We start from the raw sequence: 20,750 nt of genomic DNA, 5'->3' as shown, positions 1-20,750 counted from the left end.
CATCCGGATGGTATCAACATCGGGTGGGCTGCCCGGCCTTGTTCGCCCCTCTGCCTGAAGCCGGTGTGCAGGACATGACCATGCGGCTTCCGACCATGCGTCCGGGCTGTTGCGTGTGCGTGAGCTATTCGCAGAGGCTGCTGAGGTCGGCGCCGGTCAGATCGCGGGTCGCGTCCCACAGTCGGGCCGCGACGGAGGAGTCGGCGAGGTGGTTCCACACCGGTTCGCATCGGGGTTCGCCGCGCAGGCCGAAGATACGCGGCCCCCACAGTTGGCCTCCCCGCACGGCAGGGTCGAGTACCGCTCGGACCGCTGACCATGCGCCGGCGTGCTTGCCCTGGACGAGCAGGGCCGCAGGCACCGCGCTGAGCCGTGCGCCGGTGGTTCGCACATGGATCGGTGGCCGCGAGGGGGTGAGGGAGTCCAGCGCACCGCCGGGGTGGACCATCACGCTCTGCACCCCGCTGTCGACGGCCCGCAGTCGGCGGTCGAGTTCGAGACCGAAGTACATCTGAGCCAGCTTGGAGCGTCCGTAAGTGCGCTTGGGTGCGTAGTCCTTGAGGGACTGCAGGTCGTCCAAGTCCAGCCGCTCGGACTTCGCGGCGAAGCTGCCCATGGTCACCACGCGGGCCGCCGGCGCCGCCGACAGCAGGGGCATCAACCAATGGGTCAGGGCGAAGTGCCCGAGGTGGTTCGTCCCGAACATGAGCTCGTGACCGTCCCCGGTCTCCTGTCGCGGAGGGTCGTCAAGCGCGACGCCGGCGTTGTGAACCACCGCGTCGAGGCGGTCAACCTCCAATGCTTGCACCGCAGTTTGCAGTGAGGAGAGGTCGGCGAGGTCCAGTCGGATGGCCCGCACCTGCGAGCCGGGGACACGCGCACGGATCGACGCCATGGCAGCCTCGGCCCTTGCGGGGCTCCGGCTGCCGAGCACGATGGTGGCTCCGGATGCCGACAACTGCTCCGCGACGAAGTACCCGATGCCGACGTTGCCACCGGTGACCAGGAAGACGCGGCCATCGGCACGGGGCAGCCGTTGGACATTCCAGGACGGGGTGGAGGACGTGGACGACATGGCGATGTGGCTCCCTTGCTGCTGAAGGTGGCCGCCGTTGCTCCCTGGGGCCACTCGGCACATACGGTTGCACCGGCGACCGACACACTGCCGATGGATCACCGACAGCGCCGCCGGAGGGCCGACATCTCGCCGACACCGTGCCGGTCGATGACACCCCATTGCGTCCCACCGGAGCGCGCCGCACCGCGACCACACCACACCGCGGGCGCGACGGACTGTGTCCTGAACGACCCTGGCGTACGTACACGACGAGCTGTGCCCTGTGGCCCCGGCGTACGTACACGACGAGCTGTGCCCTGAATGGCCCTGGCGTGCGTGCGCAGTGACGTACTACGGAACGGCCGATTCGGTCCCGCTCATGGCGTCGCGGTCCTGACCCGACCTGCATCTCTGGTGGCCCGAAGCGTCGGCGTACCAGGGTCGTGACCGGCAACTTCACGATGGTGGGCGCCCGCTGCGAGGGTGGGGTCCGGCAGGGCGGGTCGGGGCGTTCCGGGGGTGGCCTGGATCGCGGCGGCCAGGTTTCGCAGGCCGGACTGTCTGCCGGGGGAGTCTTCGTCGTCGGGCGGTTGGCCTGCGGGGACGGCAGATATGAGGGTCCATCCCAGGAGCGCTTCGGCAGCATGGATGTGCCCACGAACTGTGGCTGGGTAGAGGCTCAGGCGCCGGGCGGCGGCCTCGACCCGGAAGTCCTCTGCGGCCCAGCTGCGGAGGGTCTGCGCGAGGGCGTCGCCGCTGGTGGCGCGCCGGTCGGTGCATTCCTGGTTGAGGGGCGCGAGCGCCGCACTGGCCCAGGTGGTGGCGGAGGGTTGTGCCAGGAGGTGGGCGAGGGTGGGCGCGGGGCCGGGACCCGGGGCGGCGACCGGGCCGTGCAGGGCGTGGATCTGCAGGGCGAGGGAGAGGGTGATGCGATCGGCGGTGCGGTCGGAAGCGAGGCCGGTGGCCCGGAGCATGGTGTGGATGCGACGACTGAGGGTGTTGCGGTGAATGCCGAGGATCCTGGAGGCGGCCGCGACGTCGAATTCGAGGCCGAGGGCGACGGTGGCCAGTTGCCGATCGGCGCCGCGCCGGCTCAGGACTGGCTGGAGCAGGGCGGAGGCCCATTGTTGTGCGGCGGCCGGGTGGAGGGCGTGCAGCAGGCCGGGGGTGCGGACGGCGACCGCGGCGCCGGTGGGGCTGATCCGGGCGGTGGCGATGGCATCGTAGGCCAGGCCGAAGCTCGTGGCGGTGTCCTCGACGGGCAGAGCGGGACTGATGCCAAGACTCAGCCGGCTGCTGCGGTCGGCGACGAGCCCGCGCAGGGCGGTGACGGCGGGCGCTTCTGGGAGTTCAGGCTCGGGGCGCGGGGCGACGATGACGATGTGTTCCTCGAAGGCGGGACACCGTACGGCGATGCCGGTGTCCGAAAGGATCTCCTCGACCGGGCCCAGCATCGCGTCACGGGAGATGTCGGCGCAGTCCATGATGGCGACCTGGATGTCGTCCGTGTCCAGCAGGTGGGGCGAGAGGGGCCCAAGGATGCGCTGCGCGGACTCGATGTGACCCACCATCAGGGCCTGGAACGAGGCCAGCCGTACGGCACGCAGGGTCTCGGTGAGTACCGTGCGGCTCGGGGGCATGGCTGCGTGCCGGCGGATCGCGAGGACAGCGGCGGCCCGGGCCAGCAGGTCCTTCTCAGACGTGCTGAAGGAGTGGTGGCGGCGGTGGGCGGTGAGGAAACGGCTGCTGTTCCCGACAGGGTGGGTCGAGGTGAAGTCGTCCACTACCGTAGCCAGTTGGGATTCATTTGGGGCGGGAAAGGGGATGCGGACGTCCCCTTGAAGGCTTACGTGTGCGCCCAGCTCGCGGCCCAGCCAGTCCAGGAGAACGTCGGCCGGAAGGCTCTCGTCGTCGAGGTGGTCCAGGAGATGGGCGAGGCGGGCAGCGTGCTGGTCGGCTGCCTGTCGGCGGTGCTCCGTGATCTGCGAGATCAACGTGTGGCGCCAGGTTGCCATGGGCGCGCCGGAGGCGAAAAGCGGGAGCGCGGCGCGGCGCGCGGCCTCCGTCAGCGGCCCGTGCGCCGAGGGCGGCGTGTTTGCCGCGAGGATCAGGCCGACGGCGCCTTGGTCGGCGAGGCGCCGCAGCCAGGTGCGCGTACGCCCCGGGTCGAGGGCGTCGGGTGAACAGACAAAGAGCGTGCCGGAAGGCCCGTTGGGGCAGTCGGCGGGCGTAACCACCTCGGCACGGTCCACGACCCGGTCGTCGGTAAGAGCGGTGTGCAGAGGGCGCAGGGCGTACTCGGGCTGACGCGCCAGGGTCGCGAGTGTGAGCATCACGTCTCCTCCGCCGGGGTGAAATGCGATGCTATCCGGCGCCGGGGTGGCAGCCGATGCCGGTGTGACGGGCCCGCACCGCCGAGCCGGATGTGTTGCGGGCCGGGCCGGGCCGGGCCGGGGCGGAGCGATGCGATGTGATGAGTGCCTACTCCGACTGTCCGTTCACCGACCCGATTCCCCCTCGCGGATGACGTGCCACCGGCCCCCCATGGAGTCCTAATGCGCCGCGGCGGCCTGTCGCGGACTTGGTAACCAAGGGTTTCGGCCCACCAGGTGTGCACACGTGCTGTGCATCATGAGGCCAGTGGTGCGCGTGTGGCGTAGTAAGCGGCCTCGAAGATCCCTACGCTGATCGACATCCGGTGCACGGCATCAGGCCGGCACCGCACAGCAGCTGAAGTGGGGACACCAATGCTTCCGGGTTTCGTGGGCGTTCATCTGGACCAGACCGTGGTCTCTGACATCCAGGTCAACGAGCACATCACCGCGCGCCGCCTGAAGGAGGGCACGCCGAAGGACCCCAGCGTGATCACGCTGCTGGAGTTCGCCCCGGGCGCGCAGTTCGGCGAGGACCGGCACGCGGTCCGCGAGTTCGTTCACGTCATCAAGGGCGAGTTCGGCGACGGCACGGACACCTGGCAGGCCGGCACGGTGCTCTGCGCCGAACCTGGCTCCGTGCACTACCCGCAGTCCGCGACCGGCTGCACGCTCCTGGTCTTCTACCCCGACGGCGAGGACGCCTGCGACAACTAGGAAGGGATCGGGAAGGATCGCGAAAAAGGCGCTCCCAGTGAGCCGTTGACGCTCTGACCAGCGTTGCCGCTTCATACCGGAGGGCGAGCTGATGCCCCGGTGGGCTCCTTCGCATGGGGGAGGCGGTCCGGCTGGCGGGATGATGCTGCCGGCTGCTGGGTGGTGGCATCGTCAAGGGGCCGTTTCTCCTCCTCACCACACCGGAGCTCGTGATGGCCAGCGCCCTCCCGCCGCCGACTGCCCAGGTTGCCGCCCCTCGTTGGGCAGTCCGGGCCGCTTGGGCGACCGTGCTGTGCACAGTGCCGTCATGTGTGTGGCGGCTCTCGCTCGGGTTCGGGGCCGATGTTGGTTTCACTGGACGACTCGGTTCGCTGTACACGGGGACCTCGATCATGGTCTACGTGCTGATCCTGTCGGTGGCCTCGCAGGCGGCCGCCTGCCTGACGCTGGGCCTGGTGAGGCCCTGGGGTGAGTGGGTCCCGCGCTGGGTCCCGTGGTTGGGCGGCCGTCGCATCCCACCGTTGGCAGTGGTCGTACCCGCTGCGGTGGGCGCCGTCGCGATGATGGCGCTGTGCGCGGCGGTCACCCTGGCGCCAAGAGGGCCACTGGACAACCCCGACTTCCCGCACGGTCCAGCGGGCGTGGTCATGGATGTCTGCTATGCGCCGCTGCTGGCCTGGGGGCCATTGGTCGCCGCCCTCACGATCGCCTACGTTCGGCGCCGTCGGGGCGAGTGAGTTGCTGTGCCGCTTGAGACAGGGTTCTTGCGACGGTGCTGGTCGCCGCCAGACGTCGAGGGCAGGGACCTGCGTGGTTCTTCACAGCGGACCGTGAGCATGTCGGGCGGTGTTGTTGGTTGACGGTGTCTCCGGACAAGTCCGGTGTGGGACGGCCGACGCGGGCGGCGGATCGGCCTCCGCATCAGCATGAGAGCGACGGGCCGACATCGACGGTGTGGGACCGGGCCACCCCCGCGGCACGCCGCCCTGGGGCCGTGGAGGGAGTGGTGCGACCGCAAGGCGCGGTCAGGGTCCACTCCAGGTCGCTGTGCGCAACGACATGACCGACGACTCCAGGCGGAACCGGCTCCTGCGGGTGCTGGCGGGACGCCCGAGCACGAGGAAGATCAACCGTTGAGCGTGGCCATGAGCTCGGGCGCGTAACGGTCGCCGGCGGCGATGCCCTGCGGGGCGACGGCCTCGATGGCTGCGCATTCCTCGTCGGTGATGCTGACGTCCGTGGCGGCCAGGTTTTCCTCAAGGTAGCTGCGGCGCTTGGTGCCGGGGATCGGGACGGCGCCCTGACGTATGACCCACGCGAGAGCGAGCTGGGACGCGGTGACTCCCTTGGCGGACGCCAGGCGGCCGACTTCACGGACGACATCGAGGTTGCGCTCGAAGTTGCGCCCCTGGAAGCGCGGGTCGGTGCGGCGGAAGTCGTCCGCGGCGAAGTCCTCGGGGCTGGTGATCGCCCCGGAGAGGAAGCCCCGGCCGAGCGGGGAGTAGGCGACCAGGCCGATGCCGAGTTCGTTCAGGGTGTCGACGACACCGTCGGCCTCGATGCCACGCTCGAAGAGCGAGTACTCCGTCTGGACGGCCGAGACCGCGTGGACGGCGTGGGCGCGTCGGATGGTGGCGGGTGCCACCTCGCACAGCCCGATGGCACGGACCTTGCCTGCCGCGACCAGCTCGCCCATGGCTCCGACCGTCTCCTCGATCGGCACCTGCGGGTCGACACGGTGGAGGTAGTAGAGGTCGACATGGTCGGTGCGCAGGTGACGCAGCGAGCGGTCCAGAGAGCGGCGGATGTACTCGGGCCGACCGTTGTGGCCGCGCGGCTCACCGCCATCGGTGAACTCGATGCCGGTCTTGGTGGCGAGGGCGACCCGGTCCCGGCGGCCCGCCAGGGCCCTTCCGAGCAGCTGCTCATTACGGAACGGACCATAGCTCTCGGCCGTGTCCAGCAGGGTGACGCCCAGCTCCAGGGCCCGGTCCAGCGTGGCCAGGGACTCGGCCTCGTCCGTGGCCCCGTAGAAGGCACTCATGCCCATGCACCCCAGGCCCTGGCTGCTGACGGTCAGGCCCTGGGTGCCCAATGCGCGGTACTTCATGGTCATGGTGTTCTCCTGCGGGATGAGTGAGTAACTAACTGGTTAGTTCCACCATGCATGCATCCTCGGCGAATGTCAATAACTGGTTAGTTACCTGTACGGTGCGTCCATGACGGGAGACTCGAAAGCAACCAGGGCACGACTTTTGGACGCCGCCTTCGGCGAGTTCGCCGAGCACGGGCTGGCCGGTGCCCGCGTGGATCGCATCGCGGCTTCGGCAGGCGCCAACAAGCGGCTCATCTATGTGTACTTCGGCAACAAGGAGCAGCTGTTCGACAGCGTGGTCGAGCACTGCATGGCCGAGGGGACCGAGGCGGTTCCCTTCGACGTCGAGGATCTGCCGGGGTACGCGGGCGCCCTGTTCGACCACCTCGTGGAGCGCCCTGACCTGGTGCGTCTGGTCACCTGGAAACAACTGGAGCGGCCGGGAGCGACCCATCCCACCTTGGCCGCCTCGTGGCAGAGCAAGCTGGACGTCCTGTCGGCGGCGCAGGGGCGAGGGGACGTCGACCCCGCTTTGGACCCCGCCGACATCCTGAACCTGACGCTCGCCCTGGCCCAAGCCTGGTTCACGGCCGCCGGCGACATGGCGCAGACGTCATCGGCACCCGCGCCCGGCGGTGTGGAAGCCAGGTCCCGTCAGCGGGATGCCGTTGTTGAGACGGTCCGTCGGATGACGGCACCGCGCGACCGTTAGAGCCTGTTCGGTGGGACGACCTCGACGCCGCTTCCCCGGCCTGGTCGACCTCGCCGCCCCGCAGGGCCTTCGACGCGATCGCCAGCTGGTGACTGCGGCTGTGTGATCGTTCAGCCTGGTGCTTCGGCCAGCGCGTCCGGAGAGCTGCGGCCCTCCTGGTGCGGCCAGCGTGACAATGTCCTGTTCCGCGCCCATCCGGCCTGGTCGCCAGCACGAGGTGGGCAGTCGAAGGCCGTCGCGGGCAACCTGTCTATGCTGCTCGGATGACGGCAGTGGACATGAAGAAGACGCACATGAAAAAGACGCAGACAACGGTGGACCGCGGTGCGTACGTCCTGTTCACCCTCGCTGTGGTGGGGCTCGGTTGGTTCATCGCCGCGGCCAACACGGGAATCGCGTACCTCGCGTTGGGTGTGGATGTCATCCCGATCGTCACCGGTTTCATCGGGTGCCTCGTTTTCGTGATCGTCCTGCGGTTTCTTCACCACGCATGGTGGCTCGCCGTTCTCTCCCTGCTGCCGGCGGTGTTCGTGCTCGTAGGCTCGGTCGAGTACGCCCCTGAAGCCGCGTTGGACAGTCGAGGTGTGCACGAGAACGTCCGCATCACCGCCGACAGCGCCGACGGCGGTTCGGACCACCGTTTCACCCTCGTCGGCCGGTCGGGCGAGCTCAAGGAAACGCTGAATTACGGGGGCGACTATCCGCCGTGGAAGGTGGGCGACCGCATCGAGGTCGTCAGCGACCCGAAGAACGTTGTCCCTCTGGAGGCAGCCTCCGACGTCGATTCGGACGGCCAACTCGGTGCCCTTGTCATGGGCGTTGCCGGGTGGACGGCCATCACCCTGCTGGCCGGCCGACGCGGCTTCGTTCGGCGGCGCGCCGGTCGACACCCCGCGTTCGAGGACATCGACTGAGCTTGTTCTGCAACCTGTCAACCGTTGCAGGGCGATGACTGTCTTCTTGCATCGGACGGTTCTGCCTACGTCATAGCGGGTTGCCCGGCGTTTGTTTGCGGCCCCGAACGGCCGGGCCCGCCGGGAGGAATGCCTGCTGCCAGGCCCGGTCGACATCCGAGTCGTCGGCATCCGCCTTGGAGGACCACAACCACACCGCCGACGCGCTTCCGGTCCTTCGGCACGTGGTTGACCTCCATACGGCATACGGATCAACGTGCTCTCATTCAGCGGGAGTTCGCCCCTCGGTGTCTGGCGAACGCCTTGGTGAGGCGGGCCCGTTCGCATCTCATTTCGGAGCGGGCTTCCGGAAGCGGGAAGGCGAGTGGGGCGAAAAGTTCAGGGAGCGCGAGCGGATGCTGGTGCGCGAGTCTGACAGCTCGGGAGGACGGATCGCTGTGTGAGAACTATCGGGTGGTGCCTATCGGCCACCGCTCCGGGCAGCTTGACCTCCCGGACCGAGCAGGCCGGTCGACGGGAGCTGCCCGGGCGCGGTCAGGCGTGGCAGGGTTCGGCGCGAGACAGCGGCGACGGCCGGCGGGAACAGGGGACGCAAGGGCTGGGCGTAGCGCAGCCACGGCGGTGCGTAGACGGCGGGGAGGCGACGGTCGACGCCGCGGGCGAGCCAGGCGGCGATCGTGGTCACCGGGTAGGTGCGTCGGGCCCCTGGTGGCATGTGGGCGCGTAGTTCGCGCAAGGCGGTGTGCTGGTCGGCGTCACGGATCATGTCGGTGTCCGTCCAGTGCACATAGGCGATGCCCACCCCGGTCCCTTGTGTCGCCAGTTCGGCGCGCAGGGACTGGGCGAAGGACTCGACACCGGCCTTCGAGGCGCAGTAGGCGCTCATCATGGGTACCGAGCCGAACGCTGCGGTTGAGGCGACCTGGAGGTAGTAACCGCGGTTGCTCAGCAGGGCCGGGAGGAACACGCGGGCGGTGGTGGCGCTTCCGCAGAGGTTGACCTCGATGACACGTCGCCAGGTGACAGGGTCCGAGAAGCCGAAGGGGCCGCCTTCGGCGATGCCCGCGTTGGCGACCACCACCGACGGTGCCCCGAGGAGATCACCGACCGCGGCGGCGGCGCGCTCCATGGCTGCTTCGTCGGTGACGTCCACGTCGAGGCAGCACGTCTGCACCGGCAGGGTCCGTGCGACCTCGCGCAGTAGGTCGCCTTCCAGGCCCAGCAGGGCCACCCGCATGCCGCGCTCGGCCAGCTTTCGTGCCAGTGCCGCGCCTATTCCACGGGCAGCACCGGTCACGACGGCCGTGCGGTTCAGCAAGCCCTGCACCCCATGCACCCGGCTCATGGCGTCCCTTCAAGATGGCCGCCCTGCATGTCACCGCCGCCGCACATCAGTGGACCGTCGGCGATGTGGCGGCCCCGCTCCATCGACCATAGTCCGCCGCGCGCCGGATAGCCCGACGTGGGCGATACGCCCTGGTCAGGTCGTGCGTGAGAGCGGTCGGCCGGGACCATCGCGTGCCGGAGGGGGACGGGCACCGCTCGATGAGGCCGAAGCGGCGGGTGCCGAAGAGGGTGCCGAGCAGGACCCGGCGTTCCAGAGGTGCGGGCCTCTGGAGCGTACGGCCCGTTCCGGAATCACCGCGCGGATGCCGTGCTTGTGTGGGGATCGTCCCCGGACTGCCACCCGGATCTTGCGGTCCACCCGATGACCCAAACGAGACCGCACAGGTCCAGGTGGTCATCACCTCCGCACGCTGTACTGGGACTTGCAAGACCCACGACCGTGACCTCCCGCCCGTCGGCTGTCGCCCGTCGGCCATCGACTGTCGGCCACACGCAACTGCCTAGTCGTGGAAGGCCGTGGTCGACGCGAGGGGAGCACGCGCGGCCTTCACCCTATTCACCGGCGCCGCCTCGTCGGCGTACCCGAAGGAGATGCCGACGAGCAGCTTCCCTCCGGCGACACCGAGTTCGGTGCGGACGGTGTCGGCGTAGAAGCTCAACAGCCCCTGCGGGCAACTGTCCACGCCGTACGCGGTCATCGCCAGGAGCAGCGTCTGCATGTAGGCGCCGACATCCGCGGCCAACCGGGCCCCTCCGTCGCCGTGGACGAAGAGAAACGCCGCATGTGGCGCGCCGTAGAAGCGCAGGCTCTCCGCGTCGTAGGCCGCACGTGCCGTGTGATCGTCGGGGCCGATGCCCAGCGCCCCGTACAGTTCGGCGCCGAAAGCCGCCCGACGTGTCCGGTGCACCTGCGCGTACATCCTCTCGGAGTACGGGAAGTCCACCGAGGTGCGCGCTTCGGCGTGGGCCGCCTGGAGAGCACCGGCCAGGCGCTGACGTGCCGCGCCGCTCACCACCTCCACCTGCCACGGTTGTGCGTTGGAGTTGGACGGCGCGGCGCCGGCCAGCGAGAAGATCCTGCGCATCGTGTCATCGGGTACGGGCTCCGGACGGAACGCGCGGGTCGCGTGCCTCCCGCGTATCAGCTTCTCCGCGCGGCTGCTCAGCTCAGTGGGGATGGGCCTGCTCATGGGGCTCCTCGATGCCGAAGGACATGATGTAAACGATGCCGTTTACATTCGCACGTCACCTTAGCGCGACGTGTCGGCCTAAGTAAACGCATGCGTATACTTGCTCCATGGATACGACCGTGAGTACGACGGCCACGGCGTCGCGCCGGCAAGGGCGTGGTGGGCGGGAGCGCATTCTGGTTGCCGCCGCCCGACTGTTCGCGGCTCAGGGCATCAGTGCGACCGGCATGGAACAGGTTGCCGAGGAAGCCCCGGTGTCCAAGCGGACGCTCTACGCGCACTTTCGCACCAAGAACGACCTGGTCATGGCCCACTTGCAGGGCCTCGCAGGGTCGGCAGCAACCCTGGAAGGCGTACTGACCCGGGAGGACATCCCTCCGCGTGACCGGCTCCTCAAGCTGTTCGACCAGCCGGTGGCCAACGCAGCTTCGGTGCGCGGGTGTCCGTTCATCGACGCCGCCGTGGAGTTCCCCGACCCGCAGAGCGCGGTGCACTCCTACGCCCGGGAGCAGAAGCTGCGCATGGTGCAACTGATCGTCGCGCTGGTGACGGAACTGGGCTGCCGCGAACCCCTCCCACTCGCCGAGCAACTGGCCACCCTCGCGGACGGGGCGGCCAGCCGCGCCATGGTCCTGAACGAGGCGGACTACGGCCGGCACGCGCGAGCGGCGGCGGAAGTCCTCCTCGGTCAGGCAACTCGGTGAGATGTTGACCGGCGTCGTGGGAAGGGGCGGGCGGATCCGTGGACAGTGACCTGCGGCGTGCGGTTGTCGCGACGCTTGGCGCACTCGGACGAAGCGACGACTACCGTGACCGGGCGGATGCCGGCCACGGCCTGGCAGGGTTCGCCGAGATGCCCGAGGCCGCAGAGTTGCTGCTTGAGCTTGTACTCGATTCTGGTGACACCTTCGTCACCCGGCGAACCGCGGAGGTCTTGCTCAGGCGAAAGGACAAGGCCGGGCTGAAGATCGTCGCGTTGGCACTGGCAGTCGCCGACGACAATCACGCCGATTACATCCACATCGCGATCGACGATGTCTTCAGCATCTTCTCGTACGACCTGGACGAGGCGCTGCGGCTCTGCGAGGAGATGTCGGGCGACACCGACGTTCGTGTTGTTCGGGGAGCCCGACGACTGCACGAAAGCCTGGCAGAAATCGAGCCTGTTCTCCGCCGCTTGTAGCAGGGCTCTCTGCTCGGCCACAGGGGCGTCGGGATGCACGCTGTTCAGCCACGTGGAGGGCGTCGTCGCCGAGGACGAGATGGGGAAACGGGCCCGAAGAAGGAAGAATGGGGATGCGGTAAGCCGCCGTGAGCATGGACGATGCTCAACATGAGTCAGCACATCTCCTCCCGGAACCTTGACCAGGACACAGCCCAGGAAGGCGCTCTCCAGGGCCGGATCGCGCTCGTGGCAGGGGCCACCCGCGGCGCCGGACGCGCCCAGGCTGTCGAACTCGGCCGCGCCGGCGCCACCGTCTACGTCACCGGACGCACCACACGCGCTTCAACCAGCGAGGTCGGCCGGACCACGGAGACCATCGAGGAGACCGCAGAACTCGTCACGGCGGCCGGCGGCACGGGCATCGCCGTACCCACCGACCACCTCGACGAGGAGCAGGTGCGCGCCCTTGTCGAGCGGATCGACAAGGAACAGGGGCGGCTCGACATTCTCGTCAACGACCTGTGGGGTGGCGAACACCTCCTGGCCGGGTCGGTCTTCGGCAAGAAGAGCTGGGAGACACCACTCGCCGACGGTCTGCGCATCCTGGACCTGGGGGCGCGATCGCACGTGATCACCGCGGCGCTCGTGCTGCCGCTCCTGATCCGCTCGGACGCCCCGCTGCACGTGGAGGTCACCGACGGCACCGCGGTCTCCAACCGGCGCTATCGCGAGAACATGTACTACGACCTCGCCAAGAACGCCCCGATCCGGCTCGCCTTCGGCTGGGGCCAGGAACTGGCCGAGTACGGGGGCACTGCCGTGGCGGTGTCGCCGGGATTTCTGCGCTCGGAGCAGATGCTCACCCACTTCGGTGTGACTGAGGAGAATTGGCGCGACGCCATCGCCCAGGAGCCGGCCTTCGCGATCGCCGAATCCCCGCAATACCTGGGCCGCGCGGTCGCCGCGCTCGCCGCCGACCCGGACCGCGCGGACCGGTGGAACGGCAGGTCCACCTCCAGCGGTGAGCTCGCCAAGACCTATGGAGTACGTGACGTGGACGGCAGCCAGCCGGACGCCTGGGCGTACTTCGAGGATGTCGTTTTCGGCACGAAGGATGCCTCGGCGGACGAGTATCGCTGATCTCCCGGACCGCCTGCCCGGGTGTGCGAGAACGTGGCTCCCTGCAACAGCCGCCCGAGCCGTCCAGGCACATCGCGGACCACCGACGGGCTCGTGGTCGGGGACACCCTCCGGTCCTCAAGTCGGCCGGGCGGCCTGCCCGTTCAGCTCTGGAGGGTGGATAGCCAGTCGATGAGGAGATGGTTGACGTCGCCGGGGCGCTCCTGCTGAATTCAGTGGCCGCAGCCATCGAGGACGTGGGAGGCGGACAGTCCGGGCAGCGTCGTGGGGTAGGCGTCGATGGTGTCGGCCATCCAGGTGGTGGAGGCGTCGAGTGCGCCGCCGATGAACAGGGCCGGCTGCGTGATCGGAGCTCCCCGATGAGGGGCGAGGTCTTCCCGGTCGCGGTCCATGGCGCGGTAGCGGTTGAGTGCGTCGGTGAACCCGGTCCGCTCGAACTTTCCCGCGTAGACGTCGAGATCGTCCTCGCTCCCGAGCCCGTCAGCTGCGCGACTATCGTTATGGCATGAACGACACGACCGACGATCGACTCGTCTGGGACCTGACCGGCTGGGATGCTGACGAACGCCCGGCGCACGTCACCGAACTCAGCCGGGAAGAGATCCTGCGCATCCGCGACCTCTTTGACCGTCGTCTGCCCCCGGCAGGGGAGGACGAGTGGCTTGCCTGCGCAGCTTACGAAGTGCCCCACGACCTGCAACTCCGGGTGCTGGCCGCCATCCCCCGGCTGGAGTTCAAGCCAGGGCTGGATTACTTGGTCGGGGGAGCTGTCCTTTCCGATTAGTGCCTGTGCCTGACGCGAAAATGACCTGGTCGCGGATGCGGATCAGTCGAGCACTCGCATGGGGGCGTCCTCGCCAGGGTCGGCGGCGCTGCTGTCATCGGCCAGGAGTGATGGACGTGGTGGGCGTGTTCCATCCGGAGAGGCGGACGAGAGGCAGGCCATGGCGGAGTGCGGTGGTGCGGTACGTGGCGGTGAGGGTGGTGCTTTCGCCGGGCCACAGGGTGACGTGGTTGTCGCTCCAACGAACGGGGAGCACGGGTGTGCCATCACGGTCGACGAGATGGACATCCGTCATCAGGGCAGGCGGACCCGTGCTGCCTCGGCCGGTCCCCGGGTTGCGTGCAACGACGGCGGTGGTGGACGTGGCATCGTAGTGGCGAGCGGTGTGCGCAGTGGCCAACAGGGTGCTGGGTGCGAGGGAGTTGAGGCCCGTCAGGTCGGCGTAGCCGGTGGAGGGGGTGTGGTACCAGTCGGTGGCGTCGTAGTCCACGGTGTCGGGGCGGTCGGAGAGCCAGTACACGTTGCGGCTTACCTCACGACCGGAGCGGTCCGTGAGGGTCAGGCGCGCCAGGTAGGTGCCGCCCAGGCCGCTCACGTGGGCAGGAAGGGTCAGCACGGTGTTCTTCGCACCGTCACCGCCTACCCGGATGCCGTGCACCGCACGGTGATAGTGACTGGCCCCGTCCATGCTGAACAGGGTGATGACGGCGCCGAGCCCGGAGGTGGGTACGGGTCGGCGATTGATGACCGTCACCGTTCTGTCGTCGTACGAGTACTGGATGTGCAGAGGCTCGTTGGCTTTCTTCGCGCCGTAGTAGGCGCCGCCTACGTCGAGGTAGCGGTCGACGAGTTGCCAGTGCAGGGACGTCCAGCCGCTGTTGAACATCCAGTAGATGACCCCAGTAGCCGGTGCTGTTGCGTCGGAGGCGTTACGGGCGTAGGCCTCGAACTGAGCACGGACGTTGTCGTAGTGGTCCAGCTGCGCTTTCGCGGTGTAATCGGCGAGGCTGCGCGGCGCGCCGTAACGGTGGGTGAGTGCGGCGTCGAACAGCTCAAGCGTCTGGAAGGTGCGGGAGGGGGAGCGGTGGTACTGCGCCGCGGACGGCTTCCTCCAGAGGACGTCGAGTTCCGCGGGTGAGAGGGTGCGGCGCAGGGTGTCGAGGGTGGAGATGGAGGGGCCGGCACTGGTCTCGGAGTTGAAGCCGCTCGCTCCACCCTCGCGTTTGTTGTACCAATACGAGGGCGGAACCCAGTCGTAGGGGCCTGTCATCCGCATGCCCGAGGGACCACTCAGCGGGGTGGTGACATCGGAGGCAGCGGGGACGACCGGGGTATGCCAGTCGGCGGCGCGCAGGGCTGTGAGGTACGCCTTCTCGGTTTGCAGGTCCGGTGCGTAGTCACTGCCAATGAGGAAGGACAGGACGCTCGGGTGGTCGCGCAGCCGGGCGGCCTCGGAAGCCATGGAGGCGCGGGCGGCCAGCTGATCGGCACGGTTCCACTTCTCACCCCTGTCGATGGGGTTCACCTGTGCCTCCCACTTGTCGCAGCATTCCCAACCGGGCAACGTCAGCATCCCGTGCTGGTCGGCGAGGTCGAAGAACTCGTCCGGTTCGATGTGGCCCTCCAACCGGAGTGTGTTCAGACCGGCGTCGAGAGCTGCCTCGATCCGGTCTTCGGCCGCGACGCTGTCCCAGCGCAGCAGTTGATCGGCCGACCAACCCCCGCCGCGGATCAGGACAGGGCGACCGTTGACCGCATACTGGCGCGCACCGGCGGCGTTGATCGGGGCCTTGATGTCGCGGATCCCGAAGGCGTGGCGGACGGTGTCGGAGGGTCTGCCCGCAACCGCGGCGGTCAGGCTGAGGCGGTACAGGTTCTGCGGTCCCATTCCGGCGGGCCACCACACTCTGGGGCGGTGCAGGCGCAGCTGAGGGTATTCCTTCGGCGTGAAGACCAATGCCCTGGCTTCGCCGGGCCGCAGAGTGACGTTCTGGCGCAGGACGACCACTCCGCCGTGAGCGACCATCCCGCCGTGAGTGACCACCCCGCCGTTGTGAGCGGCCACCTCGTCGTCGTGAGCGACCATCCCGCCGTCGTGAGCGGCCACCTCGTCGTGCGCGGCCACGTGGGTGGTGCGGGCGGCCATGTCGGTGGTACGGGTCGGCGGCGGAACCGCGTTGGTGACCACCGCCGTGACCGTGGCCCGGGTAGTCACCTCCGAGTCGTTGCGGACCTGCCCTTTGACGGTGAGCTCGGCCGTGTCCAGTGAGGGAACGGACAGGTCGGTCCATACGTGCGCATCGTGGAGGGCGACCGGTCCGCGGCGGCGTACGAGGACGTCGCGAACGATGCCCATGTTGGCGTCGGGCGGTGGCTGAATCCAGTCCAGCCAGCCCAAGGTGAAATGCCTCCGGGGGTCGTTGGGCTGAATGCGGAAGGCGACCGTGTTGATGCCCGCACGCACCAGCGCGGTGATGTCGATGTCGTGGTGCCGGTAGACCCCGGCCGCCGTGCCCGCGTCGATGACACGCCGCCCATTGAGGTAGACGTCGGCGGCGGAGACCACTCCACTGACGTCCAGGTAGGTGCGAGCTCGCGTACTGGTGAGAATGAAGTCGCTGCGATACCACCACGGCACGGCGAACGCACGGGCGGGAATGCGTTGTTGATTGGTCGAGTAGAACGGGTCGGGGTAGGTGCCGTCGGCGACCAGGGCGGCGAGCACGGTTGAGCGGCGCGCGGCCTTGTGCCAGCCGTCTGTCGGAAAGCCGGGCGACGATACGGCGGCTGCCGCATCGGGGACCCGCGTCGTGGACTGAATTGCGTATCCGGTCAGTGGGGTCGAACTACCTGCGGTTGAGGACACGGCAGTGGGTACTACGGAGCGCTGCGCGGGCGGGGCGTTCGGGGGTGCCGTCGGTGAAGCGGCGGCCAAGGTCAGGATGCCAAGAAGTCCGAGAAGCCCAAGAAGCCCGCGGAGACCGAGGTGGCCAAGGGGCGCTGGTGCGCGCGGGATCGCTGTGTGGTCCGATTCGTCGGCGCAACCGACTCGCGGGGGCCTACGCGTCACGGCCGCGGCCACCTCCATCCGGACGTGAGCCGCGTTCGCGGCCGGCGACACTCGCCAGACAGATCCGGTTCTTCATGGGCGCGGCTGACGGACCAGTCGGCGCCGGACCGCCGGACAGTGTGGTGGTGCGCGGCGCGTCGCAGTACATGGAGCTCCCGAGGAGGGCCGTTGAACGAGACGCCCAGTCTCCCGGTTCCGAATGGTCGGACGGGGGAGGCGCGAGAGGCACATGCAGCAGATGCGGCACATATGGCACATGCGGCACGTGCCGCACGTCGTACCGCGATCGCTCGGCCGGCCGACCCTTCCTCGTCGCGCGGTGAACCCGGAATGGTCTGGACCTTGACAGGTGCAGGCCATTCCGCTTGAGTCTGCCGAGATCCCACTCAACTCCCCAGAAGGAGTGGTCGCGTGTCGAGACAACGGCTCATCGCACTTCTCACCGCACTGGCCGTCGCGGTAGGACTCGCCCTCTTCATACCGCTGGCGTCGCCCGCCTCCGCCGCGGCCACCTGCGCCGGTGCCTGGAATTCCTCCTCGGTCTACACCGGCGGTACGTCCGCCTCGTACAGCAGTCACAACTGGCAGGCCAAGTGGTGGACTCAGGGCGAGACGCCCGGTGTCGCCGCCGTCTGGGCCGACCAGGGCGCCTGCGGCGGGGGCTCGGGCGGTACCGGCGGGAGCTGCGACTACCCGGCCTGGGCGGCGGGCCACTCCTACGTGGCGGGCGACATCGTCAAGTACACGGACGGCAACTACTACATCGCCGAGCACGACAACCCGGGCTACGACCCCGTCATCAGCACCTGGTACTGGGACCCGTACGGCTGCAACGGCGGCGGGGGGCCGACGACTCCGCCGTCCAGCGGTTCCTTCGTGGTGAGCGAGGCCCAGTTCAACCAGATGTTCCCGAACCGGAATTCGTTCTACACGTACAGCGGTCTGACCGCCGCGCTCAGCGCGTACCCGGGCTTCGCGAACACCGGCAGCGACACGGTGAAGAAGCAGGAGGCGGCGGCGTTCCTCGCCAACGTCAGCCACGAGACCGGCGGGCTCGTCTACATCGTCGAGCAGAACACCGCCAACTACTCGCACTACTGCGACGCGACGCAGCCCTACGGCTGTCCGGCCGGGCAGTCCGCCTACTACGGACGTGGCCCGATCCAGCTGAGCTGGAACTTCAACTACAAGGCGGCGGGTGACGCCCTCGGCATCGACCTGCTGCACAACCCGAACCTCGTGCAGACCGACTCGGCCGTCGCCTGGAAGACCGGCCTGTGGTACTGGAACACGCAGAGCGGCCCCGGCACGATGACCCCGCACAACGCCATGGTCAACGGCGCCGGGTTCGGTGAGACCATCCGCAGCATCAACGGCAGCATCGAGTGCAATGGCGGCAACCCCGCCCAGGTGCAGAGCCGTATCAACGCCTACCAGAGCTTCGTCTCGATCCTCGGGGTTCCGGCGGGCAACAATCTGAGCTGCTGACAGGTCCCGCAAGCCGATGTGCCCCGCTTCCGGAGAAAGAGCGGGCACATCGGCGTAGCGGGCGCGGGTGAACGCGCCGTGCGGCCGTCACTGCTGCATGCGGTACGCGTCTCACCGCAGGACGGCCCGCTCGGTGAGGAGGAGCGCCAGATGCTCGCCTCTCTGACGGCAGGGACTCTCGCACGCGTACTTTGGTCCGCTCACGCGGTGACGACCGCCGCCGGGTTCTGGGGGAGCCGCCAGCCGCCGCCGCGGTCCTCCTTCGACAAGCGCGCGACGAGGTCGGGAACGCGCAGCGAGCAGGCGAGTGCGGTGGCTGCCTGGAAAGCGCCGATCGCCCGCCGGGTCGTCGGCATGGCGAGGCGCAGGAGCCGTGAATTCACCGCGCCCTGTATCTCGTTGGCGAAGGGACGCAGCACGTCGTCGTAGTTCGCCAGCGCCGTCCTCAGGTCGCCCGGGTGCCGGTTGATCTCGCCGGCCAGCACATGGGCGCCGACCAGGCCGCCCGATGTGCCCATGCCGCTGTAGGGGGAGGCGCAGTGGGCGGCGTCGCCGACGAGGACCACGCGGCCTTGTGACCAGGTGTCGGTGCGGACCTGGACGACCTCCTGGGAGTAGAAGAACGGGCTCGTCCGCATGCCGTCGATGAAGCGCTCGACCTGCCAGCCGGCGTCCCGGAACCGGCCCGCCCAGAACTCCTGTTGACGCTCGACGGGTTTCCGGTGGATCGCCGTGGCCTCCTCGGACTCGTCCCGCAGTACGAAGTACACCTGGGTCTCGGCCGGGTTGTGACTGCGGCGCATGATCTGACGGCCGCCCGGGATCATGTAGGTGTCCCGGATGGTGCTGTCGGACGCTGTGCGCGGCACGAACCAGTAAGCCATGTGGATGCCGAGCCGCCGGTACGGATCGAAGCCTGCCGGGAGGATCGCCCGCCGGATGCGCGATCCCTGTCCGTCCGCGCCGACCAGGAGGTCGAACTCGCCGGAGGAGCCGTCCGAGAAGTGCGCGAGGACCTTCTGTTCGTCCTGCTCGAAGCGGTCCACGCCGACGCCGAAGACGTACTCGGTGTCGTTCTTCGACGCGTCGTACAGGATGCGTATCAGGTCGCCGCGCATGATCTCGTACTCGGAGGTGAGGGATTGCCGGCCGCGGCCGGAGGTGTTGGCCATGATCGTTGCCCGGGCCCTGCCGCGCGCGTCGATGAGTGCGACGCCCGCCTCGTCCACCAGCCTGGCGCGCACGGTGTCCAGCAACCCCATCCGCTCGACGGCCTCGATGCCCTGCCCCCGGAGGTCGATCTGCGCCCCGGTGGCCCGCAGCGCCGGATGGCGTTCGACGACGGTCACCTCGTGGCCGCCTCGCGTGAGCCAGAAGGCCAGCGCCTGGCCGGCCACGCCGCCGCCCGCGACCAGGACCCGCAGGGGGCGTGCTTCCGATCCGTCTGCTTTCGATCTGTCTGCTGCCGGTCCGTCTGCTGACGGTCTGCCTGCTTCTGATCCGGTCACCATGCCCGTCACCTCAGAATCTATCGGTGAATGATTTCTCTTCAGCGTCATCTATCGGTGATAGATTCGTCAAGTGACAAAGGTGAACCGTGCGATCGTCGTATCCGAAGCGTTGGGCCTGCTCGACGAGGTCGGGCTCGACGCGGTCAGTACGCGACGGCTGGCGAGGCGGCTGGGCGTGGAACAGCCCTCGCTCTACTGGCACTTCCGGACCAAGAAGGATCTGCTCGCCGCCATGGCGGAGGCGGCCATGGCACCGCACGCGGCCGCGCCGCTGCCCGCGCCCGACGACGAGTGGCGCGCGTGGTTCCTGGACAACATGCGCAGCTTCCGGCGCACGCTGCTCATGCGTCGCGACGGCGCACGCCTCCACGCGGGCAGCACCCCCGCCAACGACCTCGATCGGATCCGCCGCAAGATGGACTTCCTGGCCGCGTCCGGAGTGCCTGAGCGGGACGCGCAGATGGCGATGCTGGCCGCCGGACGTTTCACGGTCGGCAGTGTCCTGGAGGAACAGGCGGACGCCGGCTCCGGCGGCGACGCGGGCCCACCGGCGGACCTGCCAGCGGACCTGCCGGTGATCGACCACGAGTCGGCGTTCGAGGCCGGTCTCGCTCTCATCCTGGACGGCCTGGTCAACCGCACCGCGATGCGGGACGCCGCTCTGCCGGTGGCGGGACACCGGACAACGACACGTACCGGACGCGTCCGGTGAGCTCGGCGACTCGCGCGCGCCGCACCCGCTGAACTCGGCGGCCCGTGCGGGGCGGATTCGGTGCGTTCGGAGACGCGGGCAGGGCGGATGCGGTGAGCTCGGCGACGCTTGCAGGACAGGACGTGTCCCGTGAACTCGGCTGCCTGCGTTGGCGGTTGCCGCTGATTTCTCCGCGCGGCGCTTCGACGCCCTCCGAGGGCGCGCCGGGCCGGGCCGCGTCGGCGGCGGGGGGCTCGGCCACGCCTCGCGATCACGCGGCGGCGATAAGGCGCTTCGGCTATGGCGTCGCGGTCCGGCCACGTGCTGTGGCCGGACCGCTGCCCGCCGTATTCCGTGCGTCGACCGCTCCGCCCCGCCGAGCGAACGGTCGCCGGGGAGGGACTAGGGGGTGTCTGGTGGATCATGGCCGGGGGTGCGGCGCCTGGCACGGCACCTCGCGGCGTTGCCAAAACGCCCCGATAGCTCCGCTATCACGA

Annotated in this window: 17 protein-coding genes and 1 pseudogene; 10 read left to right on the top strand and 8 right to left on the bottom strand. The window is 68.8% G+C overall.

Features of this window, described 5'->3' with window-relative positions; translation table 11 throughout:
* Nucleotides 1-124: 124 nt before the first annotated feature.
* Entirely contained in the window at nucleotides 125-1,075 is a 951-nt protein-coding gene (locus ACGFW5_RS33700; protein ID WP_393838139.1) for an SDR family NAD(P)-dependent oxidoreductase, read from the bottom strand.
* Between the two features lie 359 nt (nucleotides 1,076-1,434).
* Complete coding sequence (locus tag ACGFW5_RS33695; protein WP_393838138.1) at nucleotides 1,435-3,390, bottom strand: helix-turn-helix domain-containing protein; 1,956 nt, start codon at nucleotides 3,388-3,390, stop codon at nucleotides 1,435-1,437.
* A 429-nt stretch (nucleotides 3,391-3,819) separates the two neighbouring features.
* Here ACGFW5_RS33695 and ACGFW5_RS33690 point away from each other — a divergent pair, with 429 nt between their 5' ends.
* Nucleotides 3,820-4,146, top strand: coding sequence for a cupin domain-containing protein (locus tag ACGFW5_RS33690; protein WP_393838137.1), 327 nt, complete (start codon nucleotides 3,820-3,822; stop codon nucleotides 4,144-4,146).
* Between the two features lie 392 nt (nucleotides 4,147-4,538).
* A complete protein-coding gene (locus ACGFW5_RS33685) occupies nucleotides 4,539-4,883 on the top strand; it encodes a hypothetical protein (RefSeq protein WP_393838136.1) in 345 nt (114 codons plus the stop codon).
* A gap of 389 nt (nucleotides 4,884-5,272) precedes the next feature.
* Here the strand turns inward: ACGFW5_RS33685 and ACGFW5_RS33680 are convergent, their stop codons facing one another.
* A complete protein-coding gene (locus ACGFW5_RS33680; protein WP_393838145.1) occupies nucleotides 5,273-6,256 on the bottom strand; it encodes an aldo/keto reductase in 984 nt (327 codons plus the stop codon).
* A gap of 109 nt (nucleotides 6,257-6,365) precedes the next feature.
* Here ACGFW5_RS33680 and ACGFW5_RS33675 point away from each other — a divergent pair, with 109 nt between their 5' ends.
* Together ACGFW5_RS33675 and ACGFW5_RS33670 are read left to right on the top strand one after the other, a co-directional pair.
* The gene (locus ACGFW5_RS33675) at nucleotides 6,366-6,953 is read left to right on the top strand and encodes a TetR family transcriptional regulator (RefSeq protein WP_393838135.1); all 588 of its coding nucleotides are present in this window, start codon (nucleotides 6,366-6,368) and stop codon (nucleotides 6,951-6,953) included.
* Between the two features lie 278 nt (nucleotides 6,954-7,231).
* Entirely contained in the window at nucleotides 7,232-7,867 is a 636-nt protein-coding gene (locus ACGFW5_RS33670; RefSeq protein ID WP_393838144.1) for a hypothetical protein, read from the top strand.
* 460 nt (nucleotides 7,868-8,327) lie between these two features.
* Here the strand turns inward: ACGFW5_RS33670 and ACGFW5_RS33665 are convergent, their stop codons facing one another.
* Complete coding sequence (locus tag ACGFW5_RS33665; RefSeq protein WP_393838134.1) at nucleotides 8,328-9,212, bottom strand: SDR family oxidoreductase; 885 nt, start codon at nucleotides 9,210-9,212, stop codon at nucleotides 8,328-8,330.
* Between the two features lie 502 nt (nucleotides 9,213-9,714).
* The gene (locus ACGFW5_RS33660) at nucleotides 9,715-10,404 is read right to left on the bottom strand and encodes a nitroreductase (RefSeq protein WP_393838133.1); all 690 of its coding nucleotides are present in this window, start codon (nucleotides 10,402-10,404) and stop codon (nucleotides 9,715-9,717) included.
* A 107-nt stretch (nucleotides 10,405-10,511) separates the two neighbouring features.
* On the opposite strand from ACGFW5_RS33660, the gene ACGFW5_RS33655 reads away from it, so the two are divergent.
* The 3 genes from ACGFW5_RS33655 to ACGFW5_RS33645 all read left to right on the top strand — a co-directional run bounded on the left by ACGFW5_RS33655 (nucleotide 10,512) and on the right by ACGFW5_RS33645 (nucleotide 12,709).
* Nucleotides 10,512-11,108 (top strand): TetR/AcrR family transcriptional regulator, encoded by a 597-nt coding sequence (locus ACGFW5_RS33655; RefSeq protein WP_393838132.1) that lies wholly within the window; start codon nucleotides 10,512-10,514, stop codon nucleotides 11,106-11,108.
* A gap of 38 nt (nucleotides 11,109-11,146) precedes the next feature.
* On the top strand, nucleotides 11,147-11,587 hold the full coding sequence (locus tag ACGFW5_RS33650) for a hypothetical protein (RefSeq protein WP_393838131.1): 441 nt from the start codon (nucleotides 11,147-11,149) through the stop codon (nucleotides 11,585-11,587).
* Between the two features lie 150 nt (nucleotides 11,588-11,737).
* Nucleotides 11,738-12,709 (top strand): SDR family oxidoreductase, encoded by a 972-nt coding sequence (locus tag ACGFW5_RS33645; protein WP_393838130.1) that lies wholly within the window; start codon nucleotides 11,738-11,740, stop codon nucleotides 12,707-12,709.
* Between the two features lie 143 nt (nucleotides 12,710-12,852).
* On the opposite strand, the pseudogene ACGFW5_RS33640 reads toward ACGFW5_RS33645, so the two are convergent.
* Nucleotides 12,853-13,179 (bottom strand): annotated as a pseudogene (locus ACGFW5_RS33640) (alpha/beta fold hydrolase); the annotation flags it as partial.
* A 35-nt stretch (nucleotides 13,180-13,214) separates the two neighbouring features.
* On the opposite strand from ACGFW5_RS33640, the gene ACGFW5_RS33635 reads away from it, so the two are divergent.
* Complete coding sequence (locus ACGFW5_RS33635) at nucleotides 13,215-13,493, top strand: hypothetical protein (RefSeq protein WP_393838129.1); 279 nt, start codon at nucleotides 13,215-13,217, stop codon at nucleotides 13,491-13,493.
* 94 nt (nucleotides 13,494-13,587) lie between these two features.
* Here ACGFW5_RS33635 and ACGFW5_RS33630 read toward each other — a convergent pair whose 3' ends face one another.
* Nucleotides 13,588-16,437 (bottom strand): exo-beta-D-glucosaminidase, encoded by a 2,850-nt coding sequence (locus ACGFW5_RS33630; RefSeq protein WP_393838143.1) that lies wholly within the window; start codon nucleotides 16,435-16,437, stop codon nucleotides 13,588-13,590.
* A gap of 537 nt (nucleotides 16,438-16,974) precedes the next feature.
* Here ACGFW5_RS33630 and ACGFW5_RS33625 point away from each other — a divergent pair.
* Nucleotides 16,975-18,051: a glycoside hydrolase family 19 protein gene (locus ACGFW5_RS33625; protein ID WP_393838128.1), complete on the top strand. Its 1,077-nt coding sequence runs from the start codon at nucleotides 16,975-16,977 to the stop codon at nucleotides 18,049-18,051.
* 200 nt (nucleotides 18,052-18,251) lie between these two features.
* Here the strand turns inward: ACGFW5_RS33625 and ACGFW5_RS33620 are convergent, their stop codons facing one another.
* A complete protein-coding gene (locus ACGFW5_RS33620) occupies nucleotides 18,252-19,562 on the bottom strand; it encodes an FAD-dependent monooxygenase (RefSeq protein WP_393838127.1) in 1,311 nt (436 codons plus the stop codon).
* Between the two features lie 70 nt (nucleotides 19,563-19,632).
* Here ACGFW5_RS33620 and ACGFW5_RS33615 point away from each other — a divergent pair, with 70 nt between their 5' ends.
* Nucleotides 19,633-20,274 (top strand): TetR/AcrR family transcriptional regulator C-terminal domain-containing protein, encoded by a 642-nt coding sequence (locus tag ACGFW5_RS33615; protein WP_393838126.1) that lies wholly within the window; start codon nucleotides 19,633-19,635, stop codon nucleotides 20,272-20,274.
* Nucleotides 20,275-20,750 lie beyond the last annotated feature (476 nt).

The organism is Streptomyces sp. NPDC048416 (genome assembly GCF_043200435.1).
Classification (GTDB): domain Bacteria; phylum Actinomycetota; class Actinomycetes; order Streptomycetales; family Streptomycetaceae; genus Streptomyces.
This window is presented reverse-complemented; position numbering and strand designations above follow the sequence as displayed.